This is a genomic window from Enterobacter sp. ECC-019 (genome assembly GCF_043974075.1).
Classification (GTDB): Bacteria; Pseudomonadota; Gammaproteobacteria; order Enterobacterales; family Enterobacteriaceae; genus Enterobacter; species Enterobacter asburiae_D.
This window is the reverse complement of the sequence record NZ_CP143759.1, coordinates 1-17,254: the sequence shown is the minus strand read 5'-3', so window position 1 is coordinate 17,254 and position 17,254 is coordinate 1. Positions and strand designations below refer to the sequence as shown.

Sequence of the window (17,254 nt, the reverse complement as noted above, 5' to 3'; positions counted from 1 at the left end):
ATTTATTATGGCGAAAGAATTTGGTCGCCCTCAGCGCGTAGCGCAGGAAATGCAGAAAGAGATCGCACTCATTCTGCAACGTGAAATTAAAGACCCGCGCGTCGGCATGATGACCACCGTTTCCGGTGTCGAAATGTCCCGCGATCTGGCGTATGCAAAAGTGTTCGTCACCTTCCTGAACGATCAGGACGAAGCAGCAGTGAAAAACGGCATTAAAGCGCTGCAGGAAGCCTCTGGTTTCATCCGCTCCCTGCTTGGCAAAGCGATGCGCCTGCGTATCGTGCCTGAACTGACCTTCTTCTACGACAACTCGCTGGTTGAAGGTATGCGTATGTCCAACCTGGTGACCAGCGTGGTTAAACATGACGACGAGCGTCGTGTTAACCCGGCGGACGACAGCAAGGAGGACTAATGAGTCGTCCTCGTCGTCGCGGTCGCGACGTGCATGGTGTGCTGCTTCTGGATAAACCCCAGGGCGCTTCCAGCAACGACGTGCTGCAAAAAGTTAAGCGTATTTATAACGCCAACCGTGCGGGCCACACCGGCGCGCTCGATCCGCTGGCAACCGGCATGTTGCCGGTCTGCCTGGGAGAGGCGACAAAGTTTTCCCAGTACCTGCTCGACTCCGATAAGCGTTACCGCGTTATCGCTAAACTGGGCCAGCGCACGGATACCTCCGACGCGGATGGCCAGGTGGTGGAAGAGCGCCCGGTGACCTTCAGCGCAGAGCAGCTTGATGCGGCGCTGGAGAGCTTCCGTGGGGACACGATGCAGGTGCCATCGATGTATTCGGCGCTGAAATATCAGGGCAAGAAGCTCTACGAATATGCGCGCCAGGGCATTGACGTCCCGCGTGAAGCTCGTCCGATAACCGTGTATGAGCTGCTGTTTATTCGCCACGAGGGTGATGAACTGGAGCTGGAAGTGCACTGTTCGAAAGGGACCTATATTCGCACTATCATCGACGACCTCGGTGAAAAGCTGGGCTGCGGCGCGCATGTGATTTACCTGCGTCGTCTGGCGGTGAGCAAGTACCCGGTGGAGCGGATGGTGACCCTGGAACATCTGCGCGAGCTGGTAGAACAGGCGGAAGCGCAGGGGATCGCGCCGGCAGATTTGCTGGATCCACTGCTGATGCCGATGGACAGTCCGGCAGCGGACTTCCCGGTTGTTAATCTTCCTTTAACATCGTCCGTTTACTTTAAGAACGGCAACCCGGTTCGTACGGCACAAGCGCCGCTGGAAGGACTGGTACGCGTGACTGAAGGTGACGAAGGGAAATTCATCGGTATGGGCGAAATGGACGGTGAAGGGCGCGTTGCGCCGCGTCGTCTGGTCGTCGAATATCCGGTCGACGCGTGACGGTGATAACGGCTCACCTTGCGATAAGCAGGGGAGACGAGTAGAATATCGCCGCTTAACGCCTGGTAAATTGTTTAACAATCTGCGGGGCGTACATTGGATTGCTGAATTAGAGATCGGCATCCTTACATTCTTTATACTTTGGAGTTTGAAAATGTCTCTAAGCGTTGAAGCTAAAGCTAAAATCGTTTCTGAGTTTGGTCGTGGTACTAACGACAGCGGTTCTACCGAAGTTCAGGTTGCACTGCTGACTGCACAGATTAACCACCTGCAGGGTCACTTTGCAGAGCACAAAAAAGATCACCACAGCCGTCGTGGTCTGCTGCGTATGGTTTCTCAGCGTCGTAAACTGCTCGACTACCTGAAACGTAAAGATGTTGCACGCTACACCGCGCTGATCGAGCGTCTGGGTCTGCGTCGCTAAGTCTTGCGAGTTTCAGAAAAGGGGGCCTGATGGCCCCTTTTTTCAACCAGACGGCAGCAATTCACTGGAAACTATTGTATTGTTGCTATAAATGATCTTCATTGCAGAGGTTCGCGCGGCTAATGAGAGGCTTCACCCATGGGGGTGTTGGTTGTCATTAGTCGCGAGGATGCGAAGAAGGTCGGGTCAAATCGACAGCACACCGGTGGTGTGCTGTCAAACATTTAAGAAAGGACAGAACTTTGCTGAATCCGATCGTTCGTAAATTCCAGTACGGTCAACATACCGTCACGCTGGAAACCGGCATGATGGCACGTCAGGCTACTGCTGCCGTTATGGTAAGCATGGATGACACTGCGGTATTCGTTACCGTTGTTGGCCAGAAAAAAGCTAAACCAGGTCAGGACTTCTTCCCGCTGACCGTTAACTACCAGGAGCGTACCTACGCTGCCGGTAAAATCCCGGGTGGTTTCTTCCGTCGTGAAGGCCGTCCAAGCGAAGGCGAAACCCTGATTGCGCGTCTGATTGACCGCCCGGTTCGTCCGCTGTTCCCGGAAGGCTTCGTTAACGAAGTACAGGTTATCGCGACCGTTGTTTCCGTTAACCCACAGGTTAACCCGGACATCGTTGCCATGATCGGCGCATCCGCTGCCCTGTCGCTGTCTGGTATTCCATTCAATGGTCCAATCGGTGCCGCGCGCGTTGGCTACATCAACGACCAGTACGTGCTGAACCCAACTCAGGAAGAGCTGAAAGAAAGTAAGCTGGACCTGGTTGTTGCGGGTACTGAAGCCGCTGTGCTGATGGTTGAATCCGAAGCTGAACTGCTGAGCGAAGACCAGATGCTGGGCGCTGTGGTATTTGGCCACGACCAGCAGCAGATCGTTATCCAGAACATCAACGATCTGGTGAAAGAAGCCGGTAAACCACGTTGGGACTGGCAGCCAGAAGCGGCAAACGACGCGCTGAACGCACGCGTTGCAGCCCTGGCAGAATCTCGTCTGAGCGATGCATACCGCATCACTGACAAACAGGAGCGTTACGCTCAGGTTGACGTGATCAAGTCTGAAACTATCGCGACCCTGGTTGCTGAAGACGAAGCGCTGGATGCTAACGAACTGAGCGACATCCTGCACGCTATTGAGAAAAACGTTGTTCGTAGCCGCGTACTGGCAGGCGAGCCGCGTATCGATGGCCGCGAAAAAGACATGATCCGTGGTCTGGATGTGCGTACTGGCGTTCTGCCACGTACTCACGGTTCCGCGCTGTTCACCCGTGGCGAAACGCAGGCGCTGGTTACCGCGACCCTGGGTACTGCACGTGACGCACAGATCATCGACGAACTGATGGGCGAGCGCACTGACAGCTTCCTGTTCCACTACAACTTCCCTCCGTACTCCGTAGGCGAAACCGGTATGGTTGGTTCGCCGAAGCGTCGTGAAATTGGTCACGGTCGTCTGGCGAAGCGCGGCGTACTGGCAGTCATGCCAGAAGCAGACAAATTCCCGTACACCGTACGTGTAGTGTCTGAAATCACCGAATCCAACGGTTCCTCTTCCATGGCTTCCGTGTGTGGTGCCTCTCTGGCGCTGATGGATGCAGGCGTGCCAATCAAAGCCGCCGTTGCGGGTATCGCAATGGGTCTGGTGAAAGAAGGTGACAACTTCGTTGTTCTGTCTGACATTCTGGGTGACGAAGACCACCTGGGTGATATGGACTTCAAAGTAGCGGGTTCCCGCGAAGGTATCTCTGCGCTGCAGATGGATATCAAAATTGAAGGTATCACCAAAGAGATCATGCAGGTTGCTCTGAACCAGGCTAAAGGTGCGCGTCTGCACATCCTGGGCGTGATGGAACAGGCGATTAACGCGCCGCGTGGCGACATTTCTCAGTTCGCTCCACGTATCCACACCATCAAGATCAATCCAGACAAGATCAAAGATGTTATCGGTAAGGGCGGTTCCGTAATCCGTGCGCTGACCGAAGAGACTGGCACCACGATCGAAATCGAAGATGACGGTACTGTGAAGATCGCAGCAACCGACGGCGAGAAAGCGAAATTCGCTATCCGTCGCATCGAAGAAATCACTGCAGAGATCGAAGTGGGCCGTGTCTACGCCGGTAAAGTGACCCGTATCGTTGACTTTGGCGCGTTCGTTGCCATCGGTGGCGGTAAAGAAGGTCTGGTTCACATCTCTCAGATCGCTGACAAGCGCGTTGAGAAAGTGACCGATTACCTGCAGATGGGTCAGGAAGTACCGGTGAAAGTTCTGGAAGTTGATCGCCAGGGCCGTATCCGTCTGAGCATTAAAGAAGCAACCGAGCAGTCTCAGCCAGCTGCTGCGCCAGAAGCACAGGCAGCAGAACAGCAAGGCGAGTAAGTTGCCATTTGCCCTCCGCTTTGCGGAGGGCCTATTATCAGGCAGGACGCCTTGTTAAGCCGCCGGGGGACAGGACGTTCATCCAATAGTTGTCTTCGGGAGTGGGAAATGAAGCCTTTTTTGCGCTGGTGTTTCGTTGCGACAGCTTTAACGCTGGCAGGATGCAGCAACTCTGCCTGGCGTAAGAGCGAAGTCCTCGCAGTGCCATTGCAACCGACTTTGCAGCAGGAAGTGATTCTGGCACGCATGGAACAAATTCTTGCCAGTCGGGCTTTAACCGATGAAGAACGCGCACAGCTTTTATATGAGCGCGGAGTGTTGTATGATAGTCTCGGTCTGAGGGCATTGGCGCGAAATGATTTTTCACAAGCGCTGGCTATCCGACCTGATATGCCTGAAGTATTCAATTACTTAGGCATTTATTTAACGCAGGCAGGCAATTTTGATGCTGCCTATGAAGCGTTTGATTCTGTACTTGAGCTTGATCCAACTTACAACTACGCGCACTTGAATCGCGGTATCGCATTGTATTACGGCGGTCGTGATAAGTTAGCGCAAGATGATCTGCTGGCGTTTTATCAAGACGATCCTAATGATCCTTTCCGTAGCCTGTGGCTTTACATCGTTGAGCGGAAGCTCGATGAGAAGCAGGCAAAAGAGGCACTGAAACAGCGCTTCGATAAATCGGACAAGGAACAGTGGGGATGGAACATTGTCGAGTTCTACCTGGGCAACATTAGCGAAGCAACGCTGATGGAACGCCTCAAGGCGGACGCAACGGATAACACCTCGCTCGCTGAGCATCTCAGTGAAACCAACTTCTATTTAGGTAAGTACTACCTAAGTCTGGGGGATATGGACAGCGCTACGGCACTGTTCAAATTAGCGGTTGCTAACAACGTACACAACTTCGTTGAGCACCGTTATGCATTGTTGGAATTATCGCTCTTGGGCCAGGAGCATGACGACCTGGCAGAATCGGACCAGCAATAGCTGACGACATAAACATCAGCCCGTAATCTTTTTGATTGCCATCACCTTAACTGGTGAGGGCGTTGTTGTTCGTCAATACACCTACTTTGAGCCGGTTCACACTTTTCAATGAAAATTGCTAATCATTTTCACGATGAGCTAAGTAGACTGGCCGCCATTAATATCGAGGCACTTGTACTACATGGCTGAATTCGAAACCACTTTTGCAGATCTGGGCCTGAAGGCTCCTATCCTTGAAGCCCTTAACGATCTGGGTTACGAAAAACCATCTCCGATCCAGGCTGAGTGTATCCCACACCTGCTTTCTGGTCGTGACGTGCTGGGCATGGCCCAGACTGGTAGCGGTAAAACTGCAGCATTCTCGCTGCCGCTGCTGAACAACATTGATCCGGACCTGCGTGCACCGCAGATCCTCGTCCTGGCTCCAACCCGTGAACTGGCTGTTCAGGTTGCAGAAGCCATGACGGAATTCTCTAAACATATGCGCGGCGTAAACGTGGTGGCCCTGTACGGCGGCCAGCGTTATGACGTGCAGTTACGCGCCCTGCGCCAGGGCCCACAGATTGTTGTCGGTACGCCGGGCCGTCTGCTGGATCACCTGAAGCGCGGTACTCTGGACCTCTCTAAACTGAGCGGCCTGGTACTGGATGAAGCAGATGAAATGCTGCGTATGGGCTTCATCGAAGACGTCGAAACCATCATGGCGCAGATCCCGGACGGTCATCAGACCGCGCTGTTCTCTGCCACCATGCCAGAAGCGATTCGTCGTATCACCAAGCGCTTCATGAAAGATCCTCAGGAAGTGCGTATTCAGTCCAGCGTAACCACTCGTCCGGACATCAGCCAGAGCTACTGGTCTGTGTACGGCATGCGCAAAAACGAAGCGCTGGTACGTTTCCTGGAAGCGGAAGATTTTGATGCGGCGATTATCTTCGTGCGTACCAAAAATGCGACCCTCGAAGTGGCTGAAGCCCTGGAGCGTAGCGGCTACAACAGCGCAGCGCTGAACGGCGACATGAACCAGGCCCTGCGTGAGCAGACTCTGGAGCGTCTGAAAGACGGTCGTCTGGATATCCTGATTGCAACCGACGTGGCAGCACGTGGTCTGGACGTTGAGCGTATCAGCCTGGTTGTGAACTACGACATCCCGATGGATTCCGAGTCTTACGTTCACCGTATCGGCCGTACCGGTCGTGCGGGTCGTGCTGGCCGCGCGCTGCTGTTCGTTGAAAACCGCGAGCGTCGTCTGCTGCGTAACATTGAACGCACCATGAAGCTGACCATTCCAGAAGCGGACCTGCCAAACGCTGATCTGCTGGGCAAACGCCGTCTGGAAAAATTCGCCGCGAAAGTACAGCAGCAGCTGGAAAGCAGCGATCTGGATCAGTACCGTGCGCTGCTGTCGCAGATTCAGCCTACCGCTGAAGGCGAAGAGCTGGACATGGAAACCCTGGCTGCAGCACTGCTGAAAATGGCTCAGGGCGAACGTAGCCTGATCGTGCCACCAGATGCGCCGATGCGTCCTAAGCGTGAATTCCGTGACCGTGACGATCGCTTCGAACGTCGTGGCGACCGTAATGACCGCAATGACCGTGGCCCACGTGGTGAGCGTCCAGAGCGTGGTGGTGAAGACCGTCCACGTCGTGAACGCCGTGACGCGGGTGATATGGAACTGTATCGCATTGAAGTGGGCCGTGATGATGGCGTTGAAGTTCGTCACATCGTTGGCGCGATCGCTAACGAAGGCGACATCAGCAGCCGTTACATCGGTAACATCAAGCTGTTCGCATCCCACTCTACCATCGAGCTGCCAAAAGGCATGCCGGGCGAAGTGCTGCAGCACTTTACGCGTACCCGCATCCTGAACAAGCCGATGAACATGCAGCTGATGGGCGATGCACAGCCACGTCCAGACCGCGGTGGTGAACGTCGTGGCGGTGGTCGCAGCTTCGGCGGCGAGCGTCGTGAAGGCGGCCGCAGCGAAGGTCGCGGTGAACCACGTCGTTTCTCCGGCGAGCGTCGCGAAAATCGCGGCCCACGTCGTGACGAAGGCACCAGCCGTCGCCGTGACGCGTAAGCCTTACGCAACTGACGTAAAGTAAAATATACAGCCCCGATACGCGCTATCGGGGCTTTTTTTATTCCTTTTGTACTCTTGTACTGGTACAGTGCGTCACATTAAAATGCAGAACCGCATGATTGACTGGAGAAAAGGCTGTATGGCGACACTAACCACCACCCAAACGTCACCTTCGCTGCTTGGCGGCGTGGTGATCATCGGCGGAACCATCATTGGTGCCGGGATGTTTTCCCTGCCTGTGGTCATGTCCGGTGCGTGGTTCTTCTGGTCGCTGGCCGCGCTGGTCTTCACCTGGTTCTGCATGCTCCATTCCGGGCTGATGATCCTCGAAGCAAACCTGAACTACCGCATTGGCTCCAGCTTCGACACCATTACCAAAGATCTGCTGGGCAAAGGCTGGAACCTGGTGAACGGGCTGTCCATCGCGTTTGTGCTCTATATCCTGACCTATGCGTATATTTCGGCGAGCGGCTCGATTCTGCATCACACCTTCTCGGAGATGTCGCTGAACGTTCCGGCGCGTCTGGCGGGGCTGTGTTTTGCGCTGGCAGTGGCGTTTATCGTCTGGATGAGTACCAAAGCGGTGAGCCGCATGACGGCGATTGTATTAGGCGCTAAGGTCATCACCTTCTTCCTGACCTTCGGCAGCCTGCTGGGGCACGTGACGCCCGCCACGCTGTTTAATGTCGCCGAGGTGAACACCTCCTATACGCCGTACCTGCTGATGACGCTGCCGTTCTGTCTGGCGTCGTTCGGGTACCACGGCAACGTGCCGAGCCTCATGAAGTACTACGGCAAAGATCCGCGCACCATTGTGAAGTGTCTGGTCTACGGCACGCTGCTGGCGCTGGGGCTGTATGTGATTTGGCTGCTGGGGACGATGGGCAACATCCCGCGTCCGGAATTTATCGGCATTGCCCAGAAGGGCGGTAACATCGACGTGCTGGTGCAGGCGCTGAGCGGCGTGCTGAACAGCCGCAGTCTGGATCTGCTGCTGGTGGTCTTCTCTAACTTTGCGGTGGCGAGCTCTTTCCTCGGCGTAACCCTGGGCCTGTTTGACTACCTGGCGGATCTGTTTGGCTTTGATGATTCTGCGATGGGGCGTTTTAAAACCGCGCTGCTGACCTTCCTGCCACCGATTGTGGGCGGTCTGCTGTGGCCGAACGGCTTCCTGTACGCCATCGGCTATGCAGGGCTGGCGGCAACTATCTGGGCGGCGATTGTGCCAGCGCTGCTGGCACGTAAATCACGTAAACGCTTCGGCAGCCCGAAATTCCGCGTCTGGGGCGGTAAGCCGATGATTGCGCTGATCCTGGTGTTTGGTGCTGGCAATGCCCTGGTACACGTGCTGTCGAGTTTTAATCTGCTGCCTGTGTATCAGTGAGTCTTTTGTGCCGGATGGCGGCTACGCCTTATCCGGCCTACGCGATCCCGTAGGCCCGGTAAGCGTAGCGCCACCGGGCGAAACAATGGCTACCCCACCAACTCTTCTTTCACCTGCATGGCCAAATCAAACGAATGCAAACGCGCCTGGTGATCGAAAATCTGGCCGTTAACCATAATTTCATCCGCCTGCGTTTCGCGCAGCACCGCGTCCAGCCCGTGACGCACTTTCGCTTTATCGCCTACCAGCGACATACTCAGCGCCTGCTGAACGCCATATTGCTCCGAGGCTGACCACAACTGATGCATATTCTCCACCGGCGGCGGCAACTGACCCGTCTCACCGCGGCGCAGCTTCACAAACGCCTGCTGCATGGAGGTAAACAGGAATTCCGCGTCGCGATTGCTGTCGGCGGCAATGATGTTGATACACACCATCGCGTACGGTTTCTCCAGACGCTCGGACGGTTTAAAGTTCGTGCGGTAAAGATGCAGCGCCTGATGCAGCATATCCGGTGCGAAGTGCGAGGCGAAGGCAAACGGCAGCCCCAGCTGTGCGGCGAGCTGTGCGCTGTAGAGGCTTGAGCCTAACAGCCACACCGGGATCTTCTCACCGTAGCCCGGTACCGGGCGCACGTGCGGGTTCGGATCGCGCGCGTCGAACCAGTCCACCAGCTCGGCCACGTCGCGCGGGAAGTTATCGATATCGCCGCTCATATGGCGGCGCAGGGCGCGCATGGTCGGCTGGTCGCTGCCGGGCGCACGACCAAGACCCAAATCAATACGCCCCGGATAGAGGGTATTCAGGGTGCCAAACTGCTCGGCAATCACCAGCGGAGCGTGGTTAGGCAGCATCACGCCGCCGGAGCCCAGGTGCAGGGTAGTCGTATTTGCTGCCAGATAGCCAATCAGTACCGAGGTGGCGGCGCTGGCAATGCCCACCATGTTGTGGTGTTCGGCCAGCCAGTAGCGGTGATAGCCACGCTTTTCGGCCAGTTGAGCCAGATCCAGAGAGTGCGAAAAGGCTTCTCTTGCCGAGGAGCCTTGTGGGATCGGCGCCAGATCCAGCACCGAAAACGGAATGGTTTTGTCAGTCATAACAGCTCACTTTGTCGACGGTGAATCTTTAATACTGCATTAAAAAATGATAACCGTTGTTAACAAAGTGAGCCTTTTTTACGCCTGCAATTCCAGTCCGGCCAGACGCTTCCAGTAGCCGTTGCAGTCGCTGTTTGCCGTCAGCGGCAGCGGAGCGGCACCGTTTTCGTTGGCGCGGAAGGCGTCAAGCATCGCGAACACGTCGGTATCCAGCGGCGACAGCCGAACTATATCCACCAGACCGTCCATCGACGCCAGCTCGTTGCCGAGGTTATAGACATAGCCGCTCATGGTTTGAATGCCGTTCAGGACAAACACCTGCTGATTCTCCTGCGAAAGCATGCTACGTCCGTTCGGGTACTTGATGCAGCAGGTTTCGCATTCGTCTTTCGGGCGGTCTTCCGAGCGCGCGGTAAAGCAGCGGGCGGAATAGGCCAGCGGCAGATGCCCATAGCTCAGCACTTCCACTTCAAACTGATTTCGAATGCCCAGCTCGTCGCACTGGTTAAGCAGGTTAGCCAGCCAGTCGCGAGAGAGTTCTACCGGCATGCACCAGCGCGTCATCCCCTGTTTGAGCAGCAGACGCAGGGTAACGGCGTTGTAGCAGTTCAGGGCATGACCCGCGACAAACGGCAGCTTGCGTTCAGCGCACATGTTCACCACGCCGAGATCGCTCGCTTCCAGCAGGAACTCGCCGTTTTCGACGTAGCGCTTCAGCTCACCCAGTTCGGAAGACGCCTGCACCAGCGCGAGCGTTGAAAGCACCACCTGCTTGCCGCTGTCGGCCAGGCTTTTCGCCATATCCAGCCAGTCGCCCACTTTGGTGGCGCGGCGCTTGCTGCACACCGCTTCGCCGAGGTAAATCACATCGGTGCTGCTGGTGGCGGCCTGTTGGTAAAAATCTTCCAGCGTCTCTTTTGGCCAGTAGTAGAGTACCGGTCCTAATGAATATTTCATGATTATCTCACTGCCATTTACGGTGATACGCGCCTAGCGTGGTTTGCGTGCCTTCGGACATCGATCCGAGCGTCTCCATCCAGGCCTGCTGCGGAGCGTAGTTCTGCGGATCCGCCATGCAGCGGTCGATGGCCTGACGCCACACTTTCGCCACCTGGCTCACATAGGCCGGGCTGCGCTGACGACCTTCGATTTTCACCGAGGCAATATTAGCCGCCAGTAGTTCCGGCAGCAGCTCCAGCGTGTTAAGGCTGGTAGGCTCCTCCAGCGCGTGGTAGCGCTCGCCGTCGACCAGATAGCGGCCTTTACACAGGGTTGGATAACCGGCGTTTTCACCGTCCTGATAGCGGTCAATCAGCACCTCATTCAGGCGCGACTCCAGCCCCTGCGGGGTTTGCTGCCAGCGAACAAAGCGGGCAGGGGAGCAGGCTCCGACGGTATTCGGCGATTCACCGGTTAAATAAGAGGAAAGATAGCAACGGCCTTCGGCCATGATGCACAGGCTGCCAAAGGCAAAAACCTCCAGCGGTACTGGCGTGACGCGCGCGAGTTGCTTAACCTGATGAATAGAGAGCACGCGCGGCAGCACCACGCGGGCCACGTCGAAGTGTTGATGGTAAAAACGTACGGCCTCTTCGTTGGTGGCAGATGCCTGAACAGAGACGTGGCGCTCAATATGGGGATAGCGTTCTGCCGCATACTCAAGCATGGCGAGGTCGGCCAGGATCAGTGCATCGGCACCCAGCTGTGCCGCCATATCCACTGCGCGCTGCCAGCGGGCGTAGCCGTCAGGATGAGCAAAGGTATTGATGGCGATATGCAGCTTGCGGCGGTGCTGATGAACGAAGTTAACGGCTTCCTGAAGCTTTTTCTCCGTAAAGTTGAGGCCAGCAAAATGGCGGGCGTTGGTGTCATCTTTCAGCCCGATATAGACCGCATCGGCCCCATTTTCGATGGCCGCCTTAAGCGCCGGAAGATTTCCGGCAGGGCAGAGCAGCTCCATAATTTATCCTGATGTAGTCGATCGCAAAATTGTTAACGAGCTGGGATTTTAATTAACCCATACGCGACAATTTTTGATTTAAGGCAGCTAATGGCGTATTGATGGCACCAATAATGAGGTACGACTGAAGACGGTTTGTTGATTTACGCCGCTATGTTGCGCTTCGGATATGGCAAAATAGCAGGACTATAGATATCAGGGAGTAAAGCTCGTGCTGGATAAACTGCGTTCACGTCTCGTACAATTTGGTCCATCAATGCTGAGCGTGCCGGTCAAGCTGGCGCCGTTCGCGCTTAAACGCCAGGTGCTGGAGCAGGTCCTGAGCTGGCAGTTCCGCCAGGCGCTGCAGGATGGCGAGCTGGAATTCCTGGAAGGCCGCTGGTTAAGCATTGAAGTGCGTGACATCGGGCTGCGCTGGTTTACCTCCGTTGAGAATGACCAGCTGATCGTACGTGAATCCGCCGAGGCGGATGTGAGTTTTAGCGCCAACGCCAGCGATCTGCTGATGATCGCCGCGCGTAAGCAGGATCCGGATACGCTCTTCTTCCAGCGCCGTCTGGTAATTGAAGGCGACACGGAGCTGGGCCTGTACGTTAAGAATTTAATGGATGCCATTGAGCTGGAGCAGATGCCGAAAGCGCTGCGCGTGATGTTAATGCAAATGGCAGATTTCGTTGAGGCCGGGCTGAAAACCCCGCCGGACGGTAAACACACTTCAGTAGGTGAGCCATGCTGATTCGAGTCGAAATTGGGATTGATGCGCCGGGGATCGATGCGTTGTTACGCCGCGCCTTTGCGAGCGATGCCGAAGCCCAACTGGTCCACGACCTTCGCGAAGACGGCCTGATTACGCTGGGGCTGGTTGCCACCGATGACGAAGGTCAGGTGGTGGGCTATGTTGCCTTCAGTCCGGTCATCGTTCAGGGCGAAGAGCTGCAGTGGGTAGGCATGGCACCGCTGGCGGTAGATGAAAGCTATCGCGGGCAGGGGCTGGCACGCCAGCTGGTCTATGAAGGGCTGGATTCGCTCAATGAGTTCGGTTATGCGGCCGTTGTCACGCTGGGCGATCCGGCGTTCTATGGCCGTTTAGGCTTTGAGCAGGCCGCGCATTACGATCTGCGCTGCCGCTGGCCGGGTACGGAATCCGCTTTCCAGGTCCATCGCCTGGCGGACGATGCGCTCAACGGCGTCAATGGCCTGGTCGAGTACCACGACCATTTCAATCGCTTTTAATCAGGCTCTCTCGTAGCGCCTCAAAGGAGCCGTCTCCAGTCACGAGGCGCTCTTTCTGGCGCTTCGTCAGCTGCTTGATGCGGTATTCCAGCCTGAGCGCCAGCGATCGGTCGCCGACGGCCGCTGAGAAGGCGAGCTGTAATTCCCCTTTCCCCCGCAGCGCCTTTGCCCCTTTTCCCGTTTGATGTTGTAAAAAACGCCGCGCCACATCGGTGGTGATCCCGGTGTAGAGGGCGTTATCAGCGGTTCGGACAAGATAGAGAAACCAGCACACGGTAAACAGATTCAGTATGTTAAGGTGAACGCACCATAGCATGAGAGAGAACGAAAATGGAAACACTGGCCGCCATTAACCGCTGGCTGGCGAAGCAGCATGTTGTCACCTGGTGCGTCTGTGACGAGGGTGAGATGTGGTGCGCAAATGCGTTTTACTACTACGATCCTGAGCGCGTGGCTTTTTACGTCATGAGCGAAGACAAAACGCGTCATGCGCAGATGACCGGCCAGCAGGCAAAGGTCGCGGGGACGGTAAATGGCCAGCCGAAAACGGTCGCGCTGATCCGCGGCGTGCAGTTCAAAGGTGAGATCCGTCGTCTGGACGGCGAAGAGAGCGACGCGCGCCGTAAGCTCTACACGCGCCGCTTTCCCGTTGCCGCTGCGCTAAAAGCCCCGGTGTGGGAAATCCGCCTTGATGAGCTGAAATTTACCGACAACACCCTGGGCTTTGGCAAGAAGCTGCACTGGCTACGCGCCGAGCAGGCGTAGCGCTTCGCGGTTAAACGCCGGGAGATCGTCCGGGGTACGACTGGTGATCAGCTGGTCTTTGTCGTTGACCACCTCCTGATCGTAAAACTCGGCCCCCGCATTTTTCAGATCGATAACGATCGGTTTCACGGCGGTAAGCTTACGCCCGCGGACCACTTCTGCGCTGATGAGCAGTTGCGGGCCGTGACAGATGGCAAAGACCGGTTTGCCGGTGGAGACAAAGTCCCGGGTGAAGGTCACGAAGCGCTCGTCTCCGCGCAGGGAGTCCGGGGAATGGCCGCCGGGTAACAGCAGGGCGTCAAAATCTGAGGGGCTCACGTTATCGATGGTCTCATCGATGGTTACGGTCGCCTCGCCCTTATGGCCTGTCACCGTTTTACCCGCTTCTTTCTCAATGGTGATGACCTCATGTCCCGCCTTGCGGAACGCCTCTGCTGGAGAGGTGAATTCTGAATCTTCAAACTCGTCGGTAATCAAGACTGCGATTTTCTTGCCCATGCTTCCTCCGTTGTTTTGGCTTCAGACTGATTTTTCTCCGCTTGTGGTAAATACTTACCTGTAACAGACTTCTAAGTGTGGTCGACGACGCTGAGTTCGCAAACGGACAATTCTGTAAAGGGGATAAGATGAGTCAGGTATTGATTACGGGTGCCACCGGGTTAGTGGGCGATCATCTGCTGCGGCTGCTGATTCAGGATCGCCGCGTAAACTATATCGCCGCCCCGACGCGTCGACCGCTGGCAGATTTATCTGGCGTCTTTAATCCGCACGATCCTCAGCTGACGGACGCGCTGGCGCAGGTCCAGGATCCTATTGATATCGCCTTTTGCTGTCTGGGCACCACGCGGCGGGAGGCGGGCAGCAAAGAGGCATTTATCCACGCCGACTATACGCTGGTGGTGGATACCGCACTCACGGCGAAAAAGCTGGGGGCCAAACATTTTCTGGTGGTTAGCGCGCTGGGGGCCAATGCCGGATCGCCTTTCTTCTACAACAAGGTGAAGGGCAAGATGGAGGATGCACTAATTACGCAGAAATGGGAGCAACTGACGATTGTGCGCCCCTCGATGCTGATCGGCCACCGGGACGAACGCCGATTTAACGAGTCGATACTGGCCCCGCTGTTTCGCATCCTTCCCGGCAACTGGAAATCCATTGAGGCGCGGGACGTCGCCCGCGCGATGTTAAAAGAGGGACTGGCCCCGTCGAAAGCGGGCGTAAACATTATCCCTTCGGCAAAACTGCGTGAAATCGCGCAGGGCGAGGCGTAAACTCCCCCGGCTAATAACCTAATACTCTCCGGGGAATGCTATGACTGGTCAGTCTTCATCTCAGGCGGCAACACCTGTTCAATGGTGGAAGCCCGCACTCTTCTTTCTCGTGGTCATTGTTGGCCTCTGGTACGTGAAATGGCAGCCGTACTACGGTAAAGCCTTCACCGCCGCCGAAACGCACAGCATCGGTAAATCTATTCTCGCACAGGCTGAATCCAGCCCGCTGCAGGCGGCGTGGGATTACGCCATGGTCTACTTCCTTGCCGTCTGGAAAGCCGCCGTCTTAGGCGTGATCCTGGGCTCGCTGATTCAGGTGTTGATCCCCCGTAACTGGCTGGTGAAAACCCTTGGGCAGCCGCGCTTTCAGGGCACGCTGCTGGGAACGATTTTCTCCCTGCCGGGCATGATGTGCTCCTGCTGTGCCGCGCCCGTGGCTGCGGGGATGCGTCGTCAGCGCGTGTCGATGGGCGGCGCACTGGCGTTCTGGATGGGGAACCCGCTGCTCAACCCGGCAACGCTGGTGTTTATGGGCTTTGTGCTGGGCTGGCATTTCGCGTTCATCCGTCTGGTCGCCGGGCTGCTGACCGTGCTGGTGGTGGCGACGCTGGTGCAAAAACTGGTGAAGGATACTGCCGCAGAATCCGCAGCCGTTGAGCTGGACGTCAGCGAACCGCAAGGGGGCTTCTTTGCGCGCTGGGGCAGGGCGCTCTGGCAACTTTTCTGGAGCACCATCCCGGTCTATATCCTGGCAGTGCTGGTTCTGGGGGCGGCGCGCGTCTGGCTCTTCCCGCATGCGGATGGCGCTATCGACAACACGCTGATGTGGGTCATTGCGATGGCCGTTGCAGGCTGCCTCTTCGTGATCCCAACGGCGGCGGAAATCCCGATTGTTCAGACCATGATGCTGGCTGGCATGGGGGCCGCCCCGGCGCTGGCGCTGCTGATTACGCTGCCGGCGATCAGCCTGCCGTCGCTTATCATGCTGCGTAAGTCGTTCCCGGCGAAAGCACTGTGGCTGACCGCGGGACTGGTAGCGTTGAGCGGGGTGATGGTGGGGAGTATTGCGTTGCTGTAAAAAAAAGCCCGGTGGCGCTAGCGCTTACCGGGCCTACAGTAAGATGTGGCTTACTTGATGTAAGTAAACGCGGTGGTGACGTGCTTCACGCCGCTCACCCGGCTGGCGATATCCGCCGCCGCTTTCCCTTCACGGTCGGTCACCAGACCCAGCAGGAACACTTCGCCGTTTTCAGTCGTCACTTTCACGTTGGAGGATTTCACCTGGTCCGAGCCCAGCAGCTGGGAGCGCACTTTGGTGGTGATCCAGGTATCGGAAGAGGCGTCACCCAGGCCAATTGGCTTGCCCTGACGCACTTCGTTAAACACCTCTGTGGTCCCTTCAACGCCCATCGCAATCTGTTTCGCGCGAGAGGCGAGCTCCATATTCGGCGCCTGGCCTGCCAGCAGCACTTTGCCCTGATAAGCCGTCACGTTGATACGCGCTTCTTTCTTGATTTGTTCGTCTTTCGACAGCGCACTGTTGACGCGCAGCTCCAGCGTACCGTCATCCACCTGCGTCCCCACAGAGCGTGGATCGGTTGCCGCTTTGGTGCCTACGGCAGCGGTACCCACAACGGCCGCAGCGATACATCCCTGAAGCAGTAATGCAGACATAAGGACTGCGAGGGTCGATAAAGCCTTCATAAGAACTCCTTAATCATCCTGGTGAGGGAAAAGCGTGTTATCGATCAAATCACATAAGCAGTTCACCGTGAGCATATGCATCTCCTGAATACGCGCGCTCCGGTGAGAAGGAATGCGGATTTCCACATCCTGCGGCCCAAGCAGACCCGCCAGCTCACCCCCGTCATAGCCGGTTAAGGCCACGATTGTCATGTCGCGGGTGACTGCAGCTTCAACGGCTTTGACAATATCCCGGCTATTGCCGCGCGTGGAGATGGCCAGCAGCACATCTCCGGCGTGACCCAGGGCTCGCACCTGCTTTGCGTAAATTTCGTCATGCAGACGATCGTTAGCAATCGCCGTTAAGACCACATTATCGGTATTAAGTGCAATGGCGGGTAAACTCGGGCGTTCTGTTTCAAAGCGATTGATCATGCTGGCAGCAAAATGCTGTGCGTTGGCGGCTGACGTGCCGTTGCCACAACAGAGGATTTTGTTGCCATTAAGCAGGGATTGCACCAGCGTCATTGCGGCACGCGAGATAGCATCCGGAAGGGCTTCCGCCGCGGCAATCTGAGTCTGGATGCTTTCTGTGAAGCACACTTTAATTCTTTCGAGCAC

The 17,254-nt window shown here is 56.3% G+C and carries 20 protein-coding genes; 13 read left to right on the top strand and 7 right to left on the bottom strand.

The window, feature by feature from the left end; all coding sequences use genetic code 11:
* Positions 1-7: 7 nt before the first annotated feature.
* From rbfA to mtr, 8 genes are all read left to right on the top strand, one after another.
* Positions 8-412 (top strand): 30S ribosome-binding factor RbfA, encoded by a 405-nt coding sequence (rbfA, locus tag V1566_RS00100; RefSeq protein WP_003024988.1) that lies wholly within the window; start codon positions 8-10, stop codon positions 410-412.
* The gene (gene truB, locus V1566_RS00095) at positions 412-1,362 is read left to right on the top strand and encodes a tRNA pseudouridine(55) synthase TruB (protein WP_121424760.1); all 951 of its coding nucleotides are present in this window, start codon (positions 412-414) and stop codon (positions 1,360-1,362) included. The genes rbfA and truB overlap by 1 nt, the downstream gene beginning before the upstream one ends.
* 154 nt (positions 1,363-1,516) lie before the next feature.
* On the top strand, positions 1,517-1,786 hold the full coding sequence (gene rpsO / locus V1566_RS00090; protein WP_003861789.1) for a 30S ribosomal protein S15: 270 nt from the start codon (positions 1,517-1,519) through the stop codon (positions 1,784-1,786).
* Positions 1,787-2,028: 242 nt separating this feature from the next.
* Positions 2,029-4,167: a polyribonucleotide nucleotidyltransferase gene (pnp, locus tag V1566_RS00085; protein WP_023309332.1), complete on the top strand. Its 2,139-nt coding sequence runs from the start codon at positions 2,029-2,031 to the stop codon at positions 4,165-4,167.
* Positions 4,168-4,275: 108 nt separating this feature from the next.
* Entirely contained in the window at positions 4,276-5,160 is an 885-nt protein-coding gene (nlpI, locus tag V1566_RS00080; protein ID WP_023309331.1) for a lipoprotein NlpI, read from the top strand.
* A 108-nt stretch (positions 5,161-5,268) separates the two neighbouring features.
* Complete coding sequence (gene yrbN, locus V1566_RS00075) at positions 5,269-5,349, top strand: protein YrbN (RefSeq protein WP_097397692.1); 81 nt, start codon at positions 5,269-5,271, stop codon at positions 5,347-5,349.
* Positions 5,342-7,237, top strand: a complete 1,896-nt coding sequence (locus V1566_RS00070) for a DEAD/DEAH family ATP-dependent RNA helicase (protein WP_395304757.1) — start codon at positions 5,342-5,344, stop codon at positions 7,235-7,237. The genes yrbN and V1566_RS00070 overlap by 8 nt, the downstream gene beginning before the upstream one ends.
* Positions 7,238-7,379: 142 nt before the next feature.
* Positions 7,380-8,624, top strand: coding sequence for a tryptophan permease (gene mtr, locus V1566_RS00065; RefSeq protein ID WP_395304756.1), 1,245 nt, complete (start codon positions 7,380-7,382; stop codon positions 8,622-8,624).
* Positions 8,625-8,713: 89 nt separating this feature from the next.
* Here mtr and V1566_RS00060 read toward each other — a convergent pair whose 3' ends face one another.
* The 3 genes from V1566_RS00060 to V1566_RS00050 all read right to left on the bottom strand — a co-directional run bounded on the left by V1566_RS00060 (position 8,714) and on the right by V1566_RS00050 (position 11,681).
* Positions 8,714-9,721, bottom strand: coding sequence for a luciferase-like monooxygenase (locus V1566_RS00060; RefSeq protein ID WP_193941448.1), 1,008 nt, complete (start codon positions 9,719-9,721; stop codon positions 8,714-8,716).
* A 78-nt stretch (positions 9,722-9,799) separates the two neighbouring features.
* Entirely contained in the window at positions 9,800-10,678 is an 879-nt protein-coding gene (locus V1566_RS00055; RefSeq protein ID WP_395304755.1) for a U32 family peptidase, read from the bottom strand.
* 7 nt (positions 10,679-10,685) lie between these two features.
* Positions 10,686-11,681, bottom strand: coding sequence for a peptidase U32 family protein (locus tag V1566_RS00050; protein ID WP_023309326.1), 996 nt, complete (start codon positions 11,679-11,681; stop codon positions 10,686-10,688).
* A 211-nt stretch (positions 11,682-11,892) separates the two neighbouring features.
* Here V1566_RS00050 and V1566_RS00045 point away from each other — a divergent pair, with 211 nt between their 5' ends.
* On the top strand, positions 11,893-12,417 hold the full coding sequence (locus V1566_RS00045; protein ID WP_023333580.1) for an SCP2 domain-containing protein: 525 nt from the start codon (positions 11,893-11,895) through the stop codon (positions 12,415-12,417).
* Complete coding sequence (locus tag V1566_RS00040) at positions 12,411-12,914, top strand: GNAT family N-acetyltransferase (protein WP_023309324.1); 504 nt, start codon at positions 12,411-12,413, stop codon at positions 12,912-12,914. Before V1566_RS00045 ends, V1566_RS00040 begins: the two co-directional genes overlap by 7 nt.
* Here V1566_RS00040 and V1566_RS00035 read toward each other — a convergent pair.
* A complete protein-coding gene (locus V1566_RS00035) occupies positions 12,901-13,230 on the bottom strand; it encodes a GIY-YIG nuclease family protein (RefSeq protein ID WP_045260079.1) in 330 nt (109 codons plus the stop codon). The two genes, V1566_RS00040 and V1566_RS00035, sit on opposite strands and share 14 nt — an antisense overlap.
* A gap of 14 nt (positions 13,231-13,244) precedes the next feature.
* Here V1566_RS00035 and V1566_RS00030 point away from each other — a divergent pair, with 14 nt between their 5' ends.
* Entirely contained in the window at positions 13,245-13,679 is a 435-nt protein-coding gene (locus V1566_RS00030; protein ID WP_032659732.1) for a YhbP family protein, read from the top strand.
* On the opposite strand, the gene V1566_RS00025 is transcribed toward V1566_RS00030, so the two are convergent.
* The gene (locus tag V1566_RS00025) at positions 13,659-14,177 is read right to left on the bottom strand and encodes a type 1 glutamine amidotransferase domain-containing protein (protein WP_023333577.1); all 519 of its coding nucleotides are present in this window, start codon (positions 14,175-14,177) and stop codon (positions 13,659-13,661) included. The two genes, V1566_RS00030 and V1566_RS00025, sit on opposite strands and share 21 nt — an antisense overlap.
* Before the next feature lie 128 nt (positions 14,178-14,305).
* On the opposite strand from V1566_RS00025, the gene V1566_RS00020 reads away from it, so the two are divergent.
* Together V1566_RS00020 and V1566_RS00015 are read left to right on the top strand one after the other, a co-directional pair.
* On the top strand, positions 14,306-14,950 hold the full coding sequence (locus V1566_RS00020) for an NAD(P)H-binding protein (protein WP_395304754.1): 645 nt from the start codon (positions 14,306-14,308) through the stop codon (positions 14,948-14,950).
* Positions 14,951-14,990: 40 nt separating this feature from the next.
* On the top strand, positions 14,991-16,028 hold the full coding sequence (locus tag V1566_RS00015) for a permease (RefSeq protein ID WP_395304753.1): 1,038 nt from the start codon (positions 14,991-14,993) through the stop codon (positions 16,026-16,028).
* 50 nt (positions 16,029-16,078) lie between these two features.
* On the opposite strand, the gene dolP is transcribed toward V1566_RS00015, so the two are convergent.
* Together dolP and diaA are read right to left on the bottom strand one after the other, a co-directional pair.
* Positions 16,079-16,654, bottom strand: coding sequence for a division/outer membrane stress-associated lipid-binding lipoprotein (gene dolP, locus V1566_RS00010; protein WP_024906379.1), 576 nt, complete (start codon positions 16,652-16,654; stop codon positions 16,079-16,081).
* Positions 16,655-16,663: 9 nt separating this feature from the next.
* On the bottom strand, positions 16,664-17,254 hold the full coding sequence (gene diaA / locus V1566_RS00005; protein WP_003861754.1) for a DnaA initiator-associating protein DiaA: 591 nt from the start codon (positions 17,252-17,254) through the stop codon (positions 16,664-16,666).